Genomic DNA, 16460 nt, shown 5'->3' with positions numbered 1-16460 from the left:
GTTCTGCACGGTTTCCTTGCCCAGGAAGTGATCCATGCGAAACACCTGGGACTCGTCCAGCACCTTGAGGATGCGTTCGTTCAACGCATGCGCCGAGCCCAGGTCATGACCAAACGGCTTCTCCACGATCACGCGGCGCCAGTGATGGCCATCATGCTTTGTCAAACCCGCGGCGGCCAGTGCATCGATCACCGGCCCGAAGAAGCGATCGCCGACCGCCAGGTAGAAAAGCACGTTGCCATCGAGCTGGTGCTGCTTGTCCAGGTCGCCCAGCAACTTGCCCAGTTGCTCGTAGGTATCCGACTGGGTGATGTCACCTTTCATATAGGCGGCATGTGCCGTGAGGCGATCCCAGATCGCATCGTCAATGCTGTCCTTGTCGCTCAACGTCGAGGCAAGGAATTCCTTGAGCCCCTGGGTCCATGCCTTGGCATCACCATCGCCGCGATCCACGCCCACCAGGACGAAATGCTCCGACAGCTTGCCAGCGCGACACAGGTGATACAGCGCGGGAGCGACCAGTCGCTTGGTCAGGTCACCATGGGCGCCGAAGATCACCATCGCTGCCGACGGCGCGACCTTGCGCGGCGCGGCCGACGCGGAGGCATTCGTCGCAGGGTTTTTCGAAGTCTCATTCATGCATCGAAGCTCTGTCGATTTTAAACCGATGCAGGATGCATGACCAGAAAGAAGAAGAACGTGAATGACCGTAGGCGCAAAAGAAAAGCCGGCACGAGGCCGGCTTTTCTTCGGGAACGAAATACGCCGAAGCTTACTTCGCTTCCTTCTCCATCAGCGTGGCGACCATGTTGGCCGGCACTTCCTGGTAGCGATCGAACTCCATGGTGAAGTTGCCGCGACCACTGGTGGCCGAACGCAGGAAGTTGATGTAGCCAAACATTTCGGCGAGCGGCACATTGCCCTGCACGAAAGCCGACGGACCGCGCTGACCCTGCTCGCTGATCGAACCACGGCGACGGTTGATGTCACCGATCACGTCACCGAGGTAATCGGGCTCGGTCACCACTTCGAGCTTCATCACCGGCTCGAGCAGCTTGGGCTTGGACATCTTCTGCGCTTCACGGAAGCAGGCGCGCGCGGCGATTTCGAAGGCCAGGGCCGAGGAGTCCACGTCGTGGAACTTGCCGTCAACCAGGCGAGCCTTGAAGTCGAGCACTTCGTAACCGGCGATCTGACCCTGGCGCGACTCCACCTTGATGGCGTGTTCGACAGCCGGGATGTACTCGCGCGGCACGCGGCCACCGACCACTTCGTCGGAGAACACCACGCCCGAACCCGGCTCACCCGGCTCGAAGATGATCTTCACTTCGGCGAACTGACCCGAACCACCCGACTGCTTCTTGTGGGTGTAGACGTGTTCCACCGCCTGGCCGAACGCTTCGCGGAAGCTGACCTTGGGCTTGCCCATGTTGGCTTCGACGCCCAGCTCGGTGCGCATACGGTCGATGGTGATTTCCAGATGCAGTTCGCCCATGCCCTTAAGCACGGTCTGTCCGGTTTCCTTGTCCACTTCCATCTGCAACGACGGATCGGCCTTGACCATTTTGTAGAGCGCGGTGGACATCTTGTCCACGTCGTTGCGGCTCTTCGGCTCCACGGCCACGCTGATCACCGGATCGGGGAAGCGCATGCGCTCCAGCAGCACCGGATGCGCCGGATCAGTCAGCGAGTCACCGGTCTCGGTTTCCTTCAGCGACACGAAGGCGCAGATGTCGCCAGCGCGCACTTCGTCGATTTCCTTGGTGGCATTGGCCTGCACTTCCACGATACGGCCGATGCGCTCCTTCTTGCCGCGCGTGACGTTCTGCAGGGTGTCGCCTTTCTTGATCACGCCCGAGTAGATGCGGGTGAAGGTCAGCGTACCGAACTGGTCGTTGATCACCTTGAAGGCCAGCGCGCGCACGGGCGCGTCGTCGGTCACTTCCTGCTCACCGGTGATGTTGCCGTCCTCGTCCACCATCGAGATACCACCGTTCTCACCCGGGAACGGCATGTAGTCGATGACGCCATCCAGCAACTGCTGCACGCCCTTGTTGCGATACGAGGAACCGCAGAACACCGGCACGAGGTCGCCCTTGACGCAACCCTTGCGGATGAACGACTTCAGGTCCTCCAGCGATGGCACGGTGCCTTCGCCAAGATAGGCATCCATCGCAGCCTCATCCTGCTCCACGGCGGTCTCGATGGACTCCTCGCGCAACTCGGCCAGCTTGCTGACCCATTCGCGGTCACCGGCGGCCTGGAAGGCCTTGACCTTCGCATGATCGGCGACCTGGTCGAGCGGGATGGTCTCCCACTTGCTGTCCTTGTCGTCGCCCAGCCAGATGTAGCCCTGACCGGCGATCAGGTCGACCATGCCGATGAACTCGTCATGGCTGCCCAGCGGAACCTGGCATAGCACGACCTTCGCGCCAAGACGGTTCTTGATGCCGTCCACGCAATGCTTGAAGTTGGCGCCGATGCGATCCATCTTGTTGACGTAGCACATGCGCGGCACCTTGTACTGGTCGGCCAGGCGCCAGTTGGTTTCCGTCTGCGGCTCCACGCCGGCAACGCCGTCGAACACTACGACCGCGCCGTCGAGCACGCGCAGCGAACGATTCACCTCGATGGTGAAGTCCACGTGTCCGGGCGTGTCGATCACGTTGATCTGGTGACCCTTCCACTCGGTCGACACGGCGGCCGATTGAATGGTGATACCGCGCTTACGCTCCTGCTCCATGTAATCGGTCGTCGTGGAGCCCTTGCCGTCCTTCGTGTCGTGCACGTCGACGATCTGGTGCTTCTTGCCGGTGTAGTACAGCACGCGTTCGGTGGTGGTGGTCTTGCCGGCGTCGATGTGCGCGATGATGCCGATGTTGCGATAAAGCTTAAGCGGTTTCTGGCGTGCCATGGTGGCCGGCTCCGAATGGACGATGTCAAACCGCTAATTATACGCGCAATCTCTTGCCAATGGTGAGTTATTTAACGGGCAGCGCCGGATGAAGCGCTCCAATGAGCCGGCGAGGACCGCAATGCTACCGCGGGCGAGGCGAAGGCTAGGCCACGGCCTCCCACCTCGAGCGGGGAACGCAGCCGTAGAGCCGGGCCCCAGGCCGTTTCTTCCGCATTCGGCCCGCAGTCGAGTTCGTCTTCGGGCATTAACGGGCCGAAATCGTTCTGGCTGCCAGCCCCAATCAGCCACCACGCCGTGCGCGCCAGCGACAACCGTGCCATCGTGCCCGTGCCATGCCGATAGCGCGCACTCAACCCGCGTAGTGCGGCAGCCGCCATCAGGTAACCAGTCGCCTGGTCCAACGCCTGCACTGGCAAGGGCCGGGGATTGGAGGCCCCTGCCCGGGCCATTCCCGCCTGAGCGATGCCAGAACTCATCTGCACCAGGCTGTCGAACCCGCGTCGCCCTGCCCAGGGTCCGGTCCAGCCGTAGGCATCAAGGGAGACATCCACCAGTCCGGGGCGCAGTTGCTGGCGTGCCGGCGCATCGTAGCCCAGCCGATCGAGCGCTCCTGGCCGGTAGCCATGAACCAGTACGTCGCAAGTTCGCAACAACGACTCGAAGAGCGCCCGACCTGTGGCATCACGTAAGTCCAGATACGCACAGCGCTTGCCCGGTGTCAGTTCCGGCACGAGCGCCGGCTCCTCCCATGCAAGCGGGTCGATCCGCAATACATCGGCGCCCCAGCCAGCCAGGTAACGCGTGGCTACAGGACCTGCCAATACGCGTGTCAAGTCCAGCACGCGAATACCGGCCAATGGCCGCCCAGGCACGAATGGCGGCCACGCGTCCGACCCAGCCGGAGTGAGCCCCTGTTCGACCAGAGGCTCGGCAAGCAAGGTCTGCCCTTGCGGGTGCACGCGCCAGTCCTCGATGCCACGCATCGTGGCCGCACAACCGCCCTCCCCGATGACCGCTTCTTCAAGCGTATCGGCATACCACCTCGCTACGGCAGCCTCTACCGTCGCGCGATCCGTGCACGGCCCCAGCACACGCAATGCAGCAGCCCGATGCGCCGCCGCATTGGTATGCAAGCGAATCCAGCCATCACGAGCCCGATAATCGCCGGCCATGACATCCCAGGGCTCGGGCAATACCCAGCCTAGGGGGCGCAACGAGGCGTGGAACCACATGGAAGCCAGTCGTCGATCCACACAAACCGCACCCGCATCCTCGCCGTGCAGGCAAACCCATTCGCGCAACGCCAGCCCGGCAACACCGATAGCAGCGGCCGCCATGTCGGTCACATGAAATGCCGATGGCAACTGCCCCTCCGATTGGAACGACAGCGCCGCCAGTGACGATACCTCGCCGCCCAACGCATCCCAGGCCTGGGCACTCATGGCTTGACTGATGGCATGCATGTTCGAACTCCCAATGACGTTGCCGTGTAAGTTTGGGAGCTCTAAAGTGCGCGTCAATCTTGATCGAATCGATCAACCCGTGGAAACCCATCACTGGCTATCAGCCACGCAAGCGCTGGATCGGCTGCACGTGTTGCCGCAGACGCTCTACGCCTATGCAAGTCGCGGACGCATCCGGGTGCAGGCCGATCCGCATGATCCGCGCCGCAGCCTGTATCACCGCGCTGACGTGGAGCGCCTTGCCAGGCGCCGCGCAGGACGCCACTCGGCCGCCACCATCGCTGCCGACGCCATCGACTGGGGCGCTCCCGTGCTGCGCTCCAGCCTCTCCGCCGTTGTTGAAGGACGCCTTTATTACCGCGGCATCGACGCCGTGAAATGGGCCCGGAATGCCACGCTGGAATCCACCGCGCAGTGGCTATGGGAAACCCCCGTGGCTCACTTCGGCGCCATGTCCAGCACACCCGAAGCGGCATCGCCACTGGCCCGCGCCATGCTGGCCCTGGCCTCGGATATCCCGATAGGTACGCATGCGCCCCTGCGCGCCGAGCTGATCGAACAGGCGCAACACCTGGTCACACGCCTGGCGCATGCCCTGCTCGGCCCGAGCCGCTCCACCGAATATCCCCTGCATCTGCGCATGGCTGAGGCATGGAACGCTCCGCAGGCGGCCGACCTGTTTCGCCAGGCCTTGGTGCTGCTGACCGACCACGAGCTCAATGCATCCACCTTCGCCACGCGTATTGCCGCATCCACCGGCGCTTCGATGCAGGCGGCCTTGCTGGCCGGCCTGAGTACGCTCAGCGGCCCCGCGCATGGCGCTGCCAGCCTTCATGCCTGGGCTGCCATTCGTCGCGCCCGCAGCCAGGACCTTGGCCAGGTCGCCGACATGCCGATCGGGACGCCCGGCAGCTTCCCCGCCTTTGGCCATCCGCTTTATCCGCAAGGCGACCCACGCGCGAGTGCCCTGCTGGCCCAATGGCAGGTGCCGCCCCACGTCGCGCAACTCCAAGCGGCGCTGGAGCAACGCAGCGGCGAGAAACCCAATATCGATTTCGCCCTGGCCGCGCTGGCGGAAAGTTTCGCGCTCGACGCCCAGGCCCCTATGATCATCTTCACGCTCGCGCGCAGCGTCGGCTGGATCGCCCACTACCTGGAGCAGATCGAAAGCGGCGCCTTGATACGCCCTCGGGCCGCTTACTCGGGTCCGCCCATAGTCACTTAGGCCGAGGTGTCGAGGAGGCTGCCCGATGCACTGTCGCCTATCTGGTTCAGCGTTTCGGCAAGCCTGCCCATGACCTCTTGCAACTGCCCCAAGGTGGTCGAAACCGCCGCTTGAGCAGACGCCTTGCGGGCCAGGGTCGCCGGGATATCGGATCGTTGTTGCGCCGAAGCGGCCTTCAACTCCTGCTGCTCACGCTGCAGCTGTCGCTCCAGCCGTTCGACCCATTCGAGCAACGCATCGACCACCGCGCCCCCCTGGCTTACGGTAGACACCAACGCCAACGACCCCGGTTGTCGCGCCCCCGCGCTGGCATACGCGGTAACTCCGCTACGCCCTCCCCCAAGACCACCCGACATCGTGGAGTGATCTTCCATCTTGGCCTGCATGATCATGACGTTCCCGTGGCTTAGTCCCTTAATGGTCGGGTTATCGGCAGGATGGGAAAGAGGTTGAGTGAGGGGCGAGGGGTGAGGGCGCGAAGTGCGCGGTACACATGCCTCAAGGCGCTTGCACCTGACCCGTGACAGGCGACGAAGTCGCCTGCCTCACAGCGAACCGCAAGGCGAGCGGCCTCATCAAAAATAAACAAAACCTGAATCCATCAAGAAAAATCGCTCGCAATTCAATAGTGCACGATGTAAATTACCAGCCCATGAACTCCCACCCCGCCATCAACAAAGCCGACTTGCCCGAGCCTACGCTCGATAGCCAGTTGTGCTTTGCGCTTTACTCGGCAGGGCTGGCCATGAACAAGCTGTATCGCAAGCTGCTGCAACCGCTGAACCTGACCTACCCGCAGTACCTGGTCATGCTTACCCTGTGGGAAACTCCGGGCATGAGCGTGTCGGAGATCGGCGAGCGTCTCCATCTTGATTCGGCCACGCTGACTCCCCTGCTCAAGCGCCTGGAAACCTCGGGCCTCGTGCTGCGCCAGCGCTCCCGGGAAGATGAGCGGCAAGTGGTCATCAGCCTGACCGATGCGGGTCGCAAGCTACGTGCCCAGGCGGCCGATGTGCAATACGGGGTGGTCTGCGCGATGCAGTGCTCCCCCGAGGAGGCGTTGCGACTCAAGGCCGACCTCCAGAACCTTCGCAACACGCTGTCCCAGACCGACTGATTTTTCGACCAACTAAATAGCGCGCTATAAAATAGCAAGCTATAAAACCAAGGAGACACACCATGAGCATCCAGAACGTTCTGTACCGCGCCCAGGCCAAGGCCACCGGTGGTCGCGATGGCCGCGCCGTTTCTTCCGATGGCGTGCTGGATATCCAGCTGACCACGCCCAAGGAGCTGGGTGGCAACGGTGCGACGGGTACCAACCCCGAGCAGTTGTTCGCCGCCGGTTACTCGGCATGCTTCATCGGCGCCATGCGCTTCGTCGCCGGCCAGCAAAAGAAGGTGCTGCCTGCTGACACCAGCATCACCGGCAACGTCGGCATCGGCCCGATTCCGACCGGCTTCGGCATCGAAGTGGAACTGGTCATCTCGATCCCGGGCATGCCCCGCGAAGAAGCCGAAGCGCTGGTGGAGAAGGCTCACGTGGTGTGCCCTTACTCCAACGCCACGCGCGGCAACATCGACGTCAAGCTGACGATCGTCTGATAGACCTGTGCCCCTGGTCGCCCGATCGACCAGGGGCACAGCGAGGAACGAGGGATGAGTAGCGAGACGCGGGCTCTTATGCTGGTGATTACCTGTGATGCTGCGCGCCGTATGTGTGATGCTGTGGGCGGGCAGTGATGTTCACGCCCTTGCTACTCGCCCCTCATCCCTCCCCCTCCCTACTGTTCAAGCAACAACGCGGCAGCCCGCTCGGCAATCATGATCGTCGGCGCGTTGGTATTGCCGCTGATCAGGCGCGGCATGACGGAAGCGTCGACCACGCGCAGGCCCTCGATGCCATGGACACGCAGCTCGCTATCCACCACAGCAGCCTCGTCATTGCCCATGCGGCATGTGCCGACCGGGTGATAGATGGTTTCGGCGCGAGCACGGACGAACGCCTCGTATTCGGCATCTGTGTGCAACGGGCGATCCGGCTGCTTGGGCGCGCCTCGGTACGGCGCCAGCGCCGCCTGCCCCAGGATGTCCTTCGACAATCGCGCCACCTCGATCATCAGCTTGAGATCGTGCCCTTCCTCATCGCCCAGGTAATTGGCCTCGATGCGAACTGGTTGGCGTGGATCAGGCGATGCCAGCGCGACGCGTCCACGACTGCGTGGATGCAGATAGCAGGCGTGCAGCGTATAGCCCCTGCCTGGCAATTCGCGGTTGCCATGGTCCTCCAGTTGCGCGGGAATGAAATGGAACTGCACGTCGCAGCGATCATCCTCGGCGTACCGGCTGCGCACGAAGCCACCACCCTCGGCCGCGTTACTGGTTCCTGGCCCATCGCGACGCAACAGGTAGCGCAAGGCGACGGCGGGCTGATTGAGATGGTCGTAGGTCTTCGGCCAAGTGGTTCCGGTCACGGTGCAGACGTCCAGGTGGTCTTGCAGGTTTTTGCCCACGCCCGGTAGATGCGCCCGCACGGCGATGCCATGGGTCTTCAGTGCACCGGCATCGCCGATACCGGAAAGCATCAACAACTGCGGGCTGTTGAGGGCACCGGCACTGAGGATGACCTGGTGCGCCTGGATCTTCTGCCCATCGAGGAGTTCGACACCCGTCGCGCGTACGCCATCGATCAACACGCGGGCGATGTGCGCGCCCGTGCGTACCGTGAGATTGGCTCGCCGTATCGCTGGCCGCAGGTAAGCCACGGCCGCCGAACATCGCCGCGCATCGCGCTGGGTCACCTGATACAACCCGAACCCTTCCTGCCGGGCGCCGTTGAAATCCACATTGCGCGGAAAGCCTGCCTGCACGCCGGCCTCGACAAACAGATCGGATAACCGATGGTGGTAGCGCAGATCGTCCACGCCCAGAGGGCCATCGGCACCGTGCCATGGACAGGCGCCACGGGTATTGCTTTCCGAATGGCGAAACCATGGCAGCACCTGGTCCCACGACCAGCGCGCGTCACCGGTCGCATCGGCCCAGCCGTCATAGTCGGTCGGCACGCCACGGATGTAGCACATGGCGTTGATGGCGCTCGAACCGCCCAAGGTCCGTCCACGCGGCCACCACAGGCGCCGACCTCCCAACTGAGCCTGCGGCTCGGTAAAATAGTTCCAGCCAAACCATTGGCCGCCATACAGCTTGCGCAAGCCACTGGGATGACCGACCAGCTTGGCCAGCCCGATCGGCATATGGATCAGCGGGTGCCAGTCGCGTGGACCGGCCTCCAGCAACAACACCCGACGAGTACCCGATTCGCTCAGACGGGCGGCCAGTACACAGCCCGCCGAGCCGCCTCCCACGATCACGTAGTCGTAGACCATGCCCCTTCCTTAACATCAACGCCCTCGACACCGATGATGCGCGCGACGACCTCCCTTGGAAATTTGCAGCGCAACGAAATGCCCTTCCGGCGCCATATCAGGGCCATGTCCTGCCGCTACCTTGACTCTTACGAACTCAAGGACAGGAAACCCTTCATGAAGCGCGCGCGTTATCTCCATGGGTGGGCTGCGCTGGCATTGGCCTGCGCCCCCCTGGCTGCCCACGCTGGCAGCATCGATTGCGAAAAAGCCGCAAGCCCGGTCGAGCATCTTGTCTGCAACGACCACCAGCTCACGGCGCTGGATGCCCAGATGGCGGCTTCCTATGCGCAGGCCATGAATAGGACGGCCGACCAGGCCGGGCTGATCCGTTCCCAGCGAACCTGGCTCAAGCAACGCAACTTGTGCCAGAACAGTCCCTGCCTGGCGGCGAGCTATGACGCGCGCATGCAGACACTGGCGCAGGTTCCCAAGGCTGGTTGGAAAACCTATCGCGATCCGGCACTGGGTATTCGCTTTCAGTACCTGGCCAATCGTCAGGTACGGCCTTGCGGCGAAGGCCGGGAGCGGTGCGTCAAGATCGTCGGCCATGGCATGCGGGGCGACAGCTATTTCATCGCCTTCGAGATCCAGCGAGGCACGCTCGAAAATGTCGCCGAAAAGCAGGCCGGATTCCAACGAAACGACGAAGGCCAGTGGGTGACTTCCTATGGCCCTGGCGTACCACAGCCTGTGCGGCAGTTCGACGGACCGGCCTGGAAGGGCATGGATGCAACCGTCACCTGCGGCGTTTCCGATGAGGCCGGTTATCACGCTGGCGGCGAGTGCTACTGGGCCGTGATCGGCGATGGCACCCACGCCGTAGTCGCCGATACACCAGGCGTGGGCGACCTGGATGAAGACGCCCAACAAAGCCTGATGAGTTTGCGCTTCGAACCTTCACACCCATAAAAAAACGTGCCGCTCAAGGGCGGCACGTCTGGTTTGTCGCGAACCTTTGGCGATCAGTTGCCGAAGTTGTAACCCACCTCCAGGTACACAGCACGACCCAGCGCGCTGTAATCGCCCTCGTCGAAGTAGGGCCAGTTGCCGTTGGTGTTGTCGCGCGGCGGCTTCTTGTTGGCAATGTTGTTGATCACCAGCGAGATCGATGCCTTCGGCGTGATCTTGTAGTTCACGCTGCCGTTGAAGGTGATCCACGGCCCGATGTTCTTGGCCGTGCCGATCGAGTTCCAGGACCGGCCATTGCGAATACCGAAGATGGTCGTGCTCCAGTCCGCGACGTTCCAGGTCACCGTCCCGGTCACGCGGCTCTTGAACTCATCGGAGTTCGCGCAGCACAGGTAGTTGATCGACTGATCGCCTGCCTTCTCGGTGTAGGTGTGCTTGAGCTCGTCGTAGTAGTCCAGGCCAAACAGGAAGTCGCCAGCCGCACCTGCCTTGAAGTGGTAGTTCAGTGACGACTGGATACCAGACTGGTATTCGTTGGCGACGTTGATCGGATAGGTATCGACCTCGTTGATCGCACCCGGGTTGATCGGCGCCGTCTCGGAATTGCGCTTGACCTCACCGATGACCTGCTGACAGGTCGGTGAATTGATGTCGTACGGCGTCTGGCCGTTCTCGGACGTACCCAGGCGGCAGTTGGCTTCCTGGTTGAGGATTTCATCCGAACCCAGAGTCACCACTTCGTTGGAGATACGAATGGCGTTGTAGTCCACCGACCAGCTCAGTGAGTTGTCCGGCGTGGACCAGACAAAACCATAGGTCAGCGACTTGGCCGTGATGTCCTTCAGGCCCGTGTTGCCCTCGGACACGCCCAGCGTGCTCAGGCCGGACTGCGGACAGTTGTCGTACGTGGACGAGTTGTAACCCGCCTTGCGGCAAAGGTAGTAGTCGGTGTTGGTGGTGTAACCGCTCGAATGCGAGGAGAACAGGTAGAACATGTCCGGAGCACGGAACGCCGTCGCATAGCTGCCACGCAACAGCAGCGTGTCGAAGGGACGATATTCGATACCCAGCTTGTACGTGCCCTTGCCCGGCGTCTGGCCGCCGTACTTGTAGCGATCGAAACGACTGGACAGATCCACCGTCAGCTTGTCCAGCACCGGCACGCGCATTTCCGCGCCGACCGCATAGGAACTGCGCTTGCCCGCTGCCACCGTGGAACCACCGACACCACGGAAATAACCCTCCGCAGCCAGCGGACTGGCCGAGTGATTGTCGATGCGCTCGTTACCCGTCTGCGCGATCACGGCGAAGCCCACGTCGCCAGCCGGCAGCGTGAACAGGCTGGGCGTGTTGGCGGTAATGGTCTCGTTCTGGGTCCATGATACCGACGTGGCACGATCGGTCGCGGTGAACTGGTCATACAGGCCACGCGTGATCGGTTGATACAGGCGATCAAGATTCGGCGCGTAGATGGCATAACCATTCGCATCGGTGCCCAGCTGCGGACCGAGGTAATACTGGTCGATGCCGTTGTTGGCCAGGAAGTCCTTGGAGTTGCGGATCACGTTGGATTGCGAGCGGTTGTAGTAACCGTCGTAATTCCAGCTCGATGAACCGATCTGTCCCTTCACGCCAAAGGTTGCGTTGTACGTACGCGTGTAGACGTGCTGGAAGGTCGCATCGGTCCCCACTTCTTCCGGAGCATAGATGCGCTGCCATTCTTCGTACTGGCCACTGGTCTGGTTGTAGAACGTATTGTTCCAGAACGGGCTGCCACCGGAATACGTCGGATTGCTGAAGCTGTACAGCAATTCCGAATACAGCTCCATGCTGTCATTGACGTGGTAGTGCATGTTGAGCAGGCCGTTGACTTCCGTGCTCTGGTTGCTGAGGCTGGCCTGCGCGACGTTGTTGGGGCTACCGCAGTAGTAACCCAGGGTGGAGCCGGCACGATAGGAATACGCCGTGCTGTCGCGATACAAATAGCTCAACGGGGCACAGGTTGCGGCGCCCGGATCGATGTAATGGGCGTTGTCGCCGGCAGCCATGCGCAGGAAGGTACGTGACGGCACGCCCGGCTTGGTCGGGTCATCGTTGTACGAATCGATATAGCTGCGCTGGTAGGCCCAGACCGGATCTTCCTTGGAGACCTGGATACCGCCGCTGATGTCGAAATCACCCCAGGTATGCCCGGAGCTCACCTGCAATCGCTTGCTCAGGCCGCCACCGCTGGTGTAGTCGCCTACGCGCAATGCGACATGCGTGCCATCGACGTGATCCTTCATCACGATATTGACCACGCCGGCGATCGCCGAGGAGCCATAGATCGACGATTGGCCGCCGGTCAGCACGTCGATGTGATCGATCAGGCCGACAGGAATGTTGGCGATATCGGTAATGTTGTTGTTGCCGTTGTACGCCAGCGGGTAGCTGGCCATCGGGCGCCCGTTCAGCAAGGTCAGCGTGAAGTTCGGACTCAGGCCGAACAGGCTGATGGTCTTGGCGCCGGGGGTGAAGCCTCCGGTGAACTGCGGGTCCTGCACCGAGCCATTGGCCACGGGCAAGGCACGCAGGGCTTCGAACGTGTCGGCAAAACCCTGGCGATCGATGTCCTTGGCCGTGATGGTGGTCTGCGGCGAAGGGCCTTCGATCTGAGCTCGCGGAATCAGTGAGCCGGTCACCTGAACGGCATCGAGTTTCTTGACGTCCTTTTCATCGGTCTTGGCAGCCTTGTCCTGCGCAGCGTCCTGCGTGCTGTCCTGTGTGGTAGCTTGTGACGGATTGCTGCCTGGTTGTGTCGGCGGTGTATCGGCCGCCAACGCTTGGCCAATGGACATGGCCAGCAGCGTCGTTGCAAACGCGTAAGCGATCTTCGGTTTCATAAAGCGCGGTGCTCCCCAATAACGTGTCTAAATGGCCGTCATAGCGACGGCTCTGTCACGAACCACCTACCTCCCTCTGCGGCCACAAGCCGGGATGGCAACATCAAGCCCCTGCGGCCTTGCCATCCCGCGCTCCCCTGCGGCCTATTGCTCCTTGAAGTTCCCCTTGCCGGCCCCTTTACGGGTTACCCAGCCATTCCATTTCCGCCACCGTCACGTCGCCCGTCCCCAGGGCGCGCCAACGGTAGTAGCGATATTTGCCCGGATGCGCGATGCCGAACGCACGCGTCTGGCGACGCCAGGCAAACTGTTCGTCGTGACGTCGATCGAGCAGTGTCCAGCGCTTGCCATCATTGGAACCAAGCACCTCCCAGCTCGCCGGATCGTTGCCCGACTTGGCCGATGACGTGAGGGTGTACATCTGCACCGCCTGCGCCGAAGGCAGGCGTAGCCGCACCGGAATCTCGCCCAGCGTTGCCTCGGTGTCGGAGGTGTTGTCGCTGATAGCCTTGGCGGCTGTTGCATCCCCATCGATGGAAACCTGCGCGCCCGCCTGGTCAGCCAGGTCGCTCATGGGCGACGGCGTGTCGTTACCTTGCGTCAGCGATGGCAGGCGCGCATCCGGACCTGTCCCCCAATGCGATGGCGACGGCCCCATGTCGAACACCAGGTGCGCGTTGTCCAGATCCTGCTGGGCGATCCAGGTCTTGTCGTACGGCTTGCCGTTGAGCGTGACACCCTGGATGTAACGGTTCTTGTCCGACACGGCGGGCGCATCGATGGTAATGATGCTGCCGGACGTGGAGCGAATCACCATATGCGGAAAATAAGGCGCGCCAATCGCGTAGGTAGACGTGCCGGCGCGCAACGGATAGAAGCCCGCCGCGCTGAACAGCCACCAGCCCGACATCTCGCCATTGTCTTCATCACCGGGATAGCCCTGGCCGATGTCGCTGCCGATATAAAGCCGGGTCAGCGCATCACGTACCTTGTCCTGGGTCTTCCATGGCTGGCCCGCCACGTCGTACATGTACAGGATATGGTGCGAAGGCTGGTTGCTATGGCCGTATTGACCCATGCGCACATCGCGCGCCTCAAGCATCTCGTGGATCACACCACCGTATTCGCCTACATGGAAATACGTTGGCGCACCGAAGAAGGCATCGAGCTTGCTGGCCAGGCCATCCAGGCCGCCATAGAGGTTGGCCAAGCCCTGGCCATCCTGCACGCCGCCATCGAAGGCCATGTTCCAGGCGTTGGTCTCGGTGTAGTCACCGCCCCAGGCATAGGGATCGAAGTCCTTCGCATCGATACGCCACTGCCCATCCGGCTTGCGGCCGATGAAGAATCCGGCTTCCTTGTTGAACAGGCGCACATAGTTGCGTGCGCGATTGCGCAGGTAGCGCGCATCGTCGGCGTAGGAGGCATAGGTATCGCCCGGAACCGGATGATCGGCCAGGTTCTGCGCCAGTTCGGCAATACCAAAATCGTTGAGATAGCCGGCCATCGACCACGACAGGCCCTCGTCGGTACCGTTGTCGGTATAGCCGTTGAAGATCGAACGTTCCACGCCCTTGCGTCCGGCGCCACGAACGTCGCTCACCACCGTCGCGTCCTTGAGCGCGGCCTTGTAGAACGACAGGACATCGAAGTTGCTGATGCCCTTGCTCCAGGCATCGGCGAACGCCACGTCCGCGCTGGTACCCACCATCAGGTCCGCGTAACCGGGCGAAGACCAGCGCGCGATCCAGCCGCCGTCGCGATACTGCTGCACGAAGCCATCGATCATCTCGCCGGCGTCGTGCGGCGTGAGCAAGGTATAGGCCGGCCACGCCGTGCGATAGGTGTCCCACAGGCCGTTGTTGACATAGGGCTTGCCCGAAAGCACGCGAGCACCGGTGTGCGTGGGCGTGTCATCGCCCTCATGCGAGGAGAACGGGCTGGCGTAACGATAGTCGGGCGTCGCCGGACTACCGACATTCTCAAACGCCTCGTTTGGATACATGAACAGGCGATAGAGATTGGAATACAGCACGGTCTTGTCGCGACCATCGGCGCCCGGAATCTCCACCGTGCGCAGCAGGCCATCCCAGTTGGCGGCGGCGGCAGTCTGCACGCTCTCGAACGTCACGCCTTGCGGCAATTCCAGCTCAAGGTTATGCCGCGCCTGATCGACGCTGATCAGCGAGGTAGCCATGCGCATAGTCACCGTGCGTGACTTGTGCGTATCGAAGCCATACCACGCGGCGACATGGTCGCGCCCCTGTCCGGTGATACGCCCGCTCTCGGTCACCGGCTGATCGAACACCGCATAGAAGAACAGCCGCGTCGCACCGGTGGACAACTGGCTGGCCACGTCCGAGTAGCCGCTGATCACGCCACGCTGCGGATCAAGCTCGATGCCGCCCTTGTCGTTGCGGTTGTCGAAAACCAGTTGCGAACGCTTGCCCGTGAAGGTGAACTGCATCATCGCCGCGTGATCGGTCGGCGTCATGCGGGCTACCAGGCCATTGTCGAATTTCACCTGGTAGAGATCGGCACGGGCAATTTCGTTATCGTGCGAGAAGCTCATGGCGCGCTTGGCGCGATCCAGTTCGGGCGCCCCGCTGCCAGCCATCGCGGGCATCACCTGAAAGGTCTGGCGATCGCCCATCCAAGGGCTCGGCTCGTGGCTGAGCGAGAACGCCTGAATACGCGGGCGATTATCCTGGTCGTTGCGTTCCTGATACTGGTAGATCCAGTCCGATCCGGCGGCCGTGGTGACGGTCCAGAAATTGAAGCCGTGCGGTACGGTCACGGCTGGAAAATTGTTGCCGCGCGAAAAATGCCCGTTCGCGAACGAGCCACGTCGCGTATCGACGTATTCGTGCGGTGCAAGCGCATCGCCCGGCGCTATCGATGCGCCCAGGCGGATGTCATCGATATAACCATGGAAAGCCTCGCTACCGGCAGGCGCATCGGTCACAAGTTCAATCGCGGCCAGTTTCCGGCCATTGGCGACGCGACCGACATCGATATCGACCCGGTTCCATTGATTGCCATGCCACAGGCGCGCCTCACCCTGCGCCGTTGCCGTCGCCGCCGTGCGGTACTGGTCGGTAGCCGCCAGCGACGACAGTCGCGAGCCATCGTTGAACAGCAGATCGATGGCCACATGCTGGGCGGGAGCGGTGCTGTCGTCCTTCTGCATGACCGGCAGCAGCATGTAGGAAAGATGCATGCCCGCATCGATCTTCACCGAGGAAGGCTTGAACACGACCACGCGTCTTGCACCCTGCGTGGTCACGGCATCACCGTCATAGCGCAACGCATGCGTGCCGGTGAATCCGGCGCCGGGCTTGGAGGTGAGGACTTCCTCCTTTGACGGGCCATCGACAACCGATACGCGAAGACCTTCGGCCGCTTCACCGGCAAGGCTCGGCTGATGCGCCTCCAGGGAACTGAAGAACGCCACACCTGCATGATTGGCCTCGTGCGCAAGCACCGGCATGGCTGCCGATAACGCCAGCGCGATACCCGCGCAAAGTGCCTTTCCGCGTACCTGCATCCTTGCCGTTACTGCGCGGCGAAACGAACCATGCTTGCCCATGCGTCTTTACTCTCCAGATACCCCGCCGCTATGGGCGGCGGGTCTTC

At 62.2% G+C, this 16460-nt stretch carries 10 protein-coding genes and 1 pseudogene; 4 read left to right on the top strand and 7 right to left on the bottom strand.

Features of this window, described 5'->3' with window-relative positions; all coding sequences use genetic code 11:
- The 3 genes and pseudogenes from VF436_RS08900 to VF436_RS08890 form a co-directional block, all read right to left on the bottom strand.
- A pseudogene (locus VF436_RS08900) lies at positions 1 to 639 on the bottom strand (glucose-6-phosphate dehydrogenase); the annotation flags it as partial.
- Between the two features lie 133 nt (positions 640 to 772).
- A complete protein-coding gene (fusA, locus tag VF436_RS08895) occupies positions 773 to 2914 on the bottom strand; it encodes an elongation factor G (RefSeq protein ID WP_330903655.1) in 2142 nt (713 codons plus the stop codon).
- Positions 2915 to 2985: 71 nt separating this feature from the next.
- Positions 2986 to 4380, bottom strand: a complete 1395-nt coding sequence (locus VF436_RS08890) for a CoA transferase (RefSeq protein ID WP_330903654.1) — start codon at positions 4378 to 4380, stop codon at positions 2986 to 2988.
- Positions 4381 to 4426: 46 nt separating this feature from the next.
- Between VF436_RS08890 and VF436_RS08885 the strand changes: the two genes are divergently transcribed.
- Positions 4427 to 5605: a citrate/2-methylcitrate synthase gene (locus VF436_RS08885; protein WP_330903653.1), complete on the top strand. Its 1179-nt coding sequence runs from the start codon at positions 4427 to 4429 to the stop codon at positions 5603 to 5605.
- Here VF436_RS08885 and VF436_RS08880 read toward each other — a convergent pair.
- Positions 5602 to 5997 carry a hypothetical protein gene (locus VF436_RS08880; RefSeq protein ID WP_330903652.1) on the bottom strand — a complete coding sequence of 132 codons (396 nt, stop codon included), beginning with the start codon at positions 5995 to 5997 and terminating at the stop codon, positions 5602 to 5604. The two genes, VF436_RS08885 and VF436_RS08880, sit on opposite strands and share 4 nt — an antisense overlap.
- 260 nt (positions 5998 to 6257) lie before the next feature.
- On the opposite strand from VF436_RS08880, the gene VF436_RS08875 reads away from it, so the two are divergent.
- Both VF436_RS08875 and VF436_RS08870 read left to right on the top strand, forming a co-directional pair.
- Positions 6258 to 6722 (top strand): MarR family transcriptional regulator, encoded by a 465-nt coding sequence (locus VF436_RS08875; protein WP_330903651.1) that lies wholly within the window; start codon positions 6258 to 6260, stop codon positions 6720 to 6722.
- A gap of 62 nt (positions 6723 to 6784) precedes the next feature.
- On the top strand, positions 6785 to 7210 hold the full coding sequence (locus VF436_RS08870) for an organic hydroperoxide resistance protein (RefSeq protein ID WP_330903650.1): 426 nt from the start codon (positions 6785 to 6787) through the stop codon (positions 7208 to 7210).
- 179 nt (positions 7211 to 7389) lie between these two features.
- On the opposite strand, the gene VF436_RS08865 is transcribed toward VF436_RS08870, so the two are convergent.
- Positions 7390 to 8991, bottom strand: a complete 1602-nt coding sequence (locus tag VF436_RS08865; protein WP_330903649.1) for a choline dehydrogenase — start codon at positions 8989 to 8991, stop codon at positions 7390 to 7392.
- A gap of 156 nt (positions 8992 to 9147) precedes the next feature.
- Here VF436_RS08865 and VF436_RS08860 point away from each other — a divergent pair, with 156 nt between their 5' ends.
- Entirely contained in the window at positions 9148 to 9942 is a 795-nt protein-coding gene (locus VF436_RS08860) for a hypothetical protein (protein ID WP_330903648.1), read from the top strand.
- A 53-nt stretch (positions 9943 to 9995) separates the two neighbouring features.
- Here VF436_RS08860 and VF436_RS08855 read toward each other — a convergent pair whose 3' ends face one another.
- Complete coding sequence (locus tag VF436_RS08855; protein ID WP_330903647.1) at positions 9996 to 12824, bottom strand: TonB-dependent receptor plug domain-containing protein; 2829 nt, start codon at positions 12822 to 12824, stop codon at positions 9996 to 9998.
- A 178-nt stretch (positions 12825 to 13002) separates the two neighbouring features.
- A complete protein-coding gene (locus VF436_RS08850) occupies positions 13003 to 16413 on the bottom strand; it encodes a GH92 family glycosyl hydrolase (RefSeq protein ID WP_330903646.1) in 3411 nt (1136 codons plus the stop codon).
- Positions 16414 to 16460 lie beyond the last annotated feature (47 nt).

The sequence above is a fragment of the Dyella sp. genome, assembly GCF_036384435.1.
In the GTDB taxonomy this organism is placed as follows: domain Bacteria; phylum Pseudomonadota; class Gammaproteobacteria; order Xanthomonadales; family Rhodanobacteraceae; genus GSA-30.
Note: the sequence above shows the minus strand (reverse complement) of the source record. Positions and strands in the feature narration are given on the sequence as shown.

Coding starts and splice junctions, on each gene's coding strand:
- fusA (WP_330903655.1), bottom strand. CDS start 2,914: ATGGCACGCCAGAAACCGCTTAAGCTTTATCGCAACATCGGCATCATC.
- VF436_RS08890 (WP_330903654.1), bottom strand. CDS start 4,380: ATGCATGCCATCAGTCAAGCCATGAGTGCCCAGGCCTGGGATGCGTTG.
- VF436_RS08880 (WP_330903652.1), bottom strand. CDS start 5,997: ATGATCATGCAGGCCAAGATGGAAGATCACTCCACGATGTCGGGTGGT.
- VF436_RS08875 (WP_330903651.1), top strand. CDS start 6,258: ATGAACTCCCACCCCGCCATCAACAAAGCCGACTTGCCCGAGCCTACG.
- VF436_RS08870 (WP_330903650.1), top strand. CDS start 6,785: ATGAGCATCCAGAACGTTCTGTACCGCGCCCAGGCCAAGGCCACCGGT.
- VF436_RS08865 (WP_330903649.1), bottom strand. CDS start 8,991: ATGGTCTACGACTACGTGATCGTGGGAGGCGGCTCGGCGGGCTGTGTA.
- VF436_RS08860 (WP_330903648.1), top strand. CDS start 9,148: ATGAAGCGCGCGCGTTATCTCCATGGGTGGGCTGCGCTGGCATTGGCC.
- VF436_RS08855 (WP_330903647.1), bottom strand. CDS start 12,824: ATGAAACCGAAGATCGCTTACGCGTTTGCAACGACGCTGCTGGCCATG.
- VF436_RS08850 (WP_330903646.1), bottom strand. CDS start 16,413: ATGGGCAAGCATGGTTCGTTTCGCCGCGCAGTAACGGCAAGGATGCAG.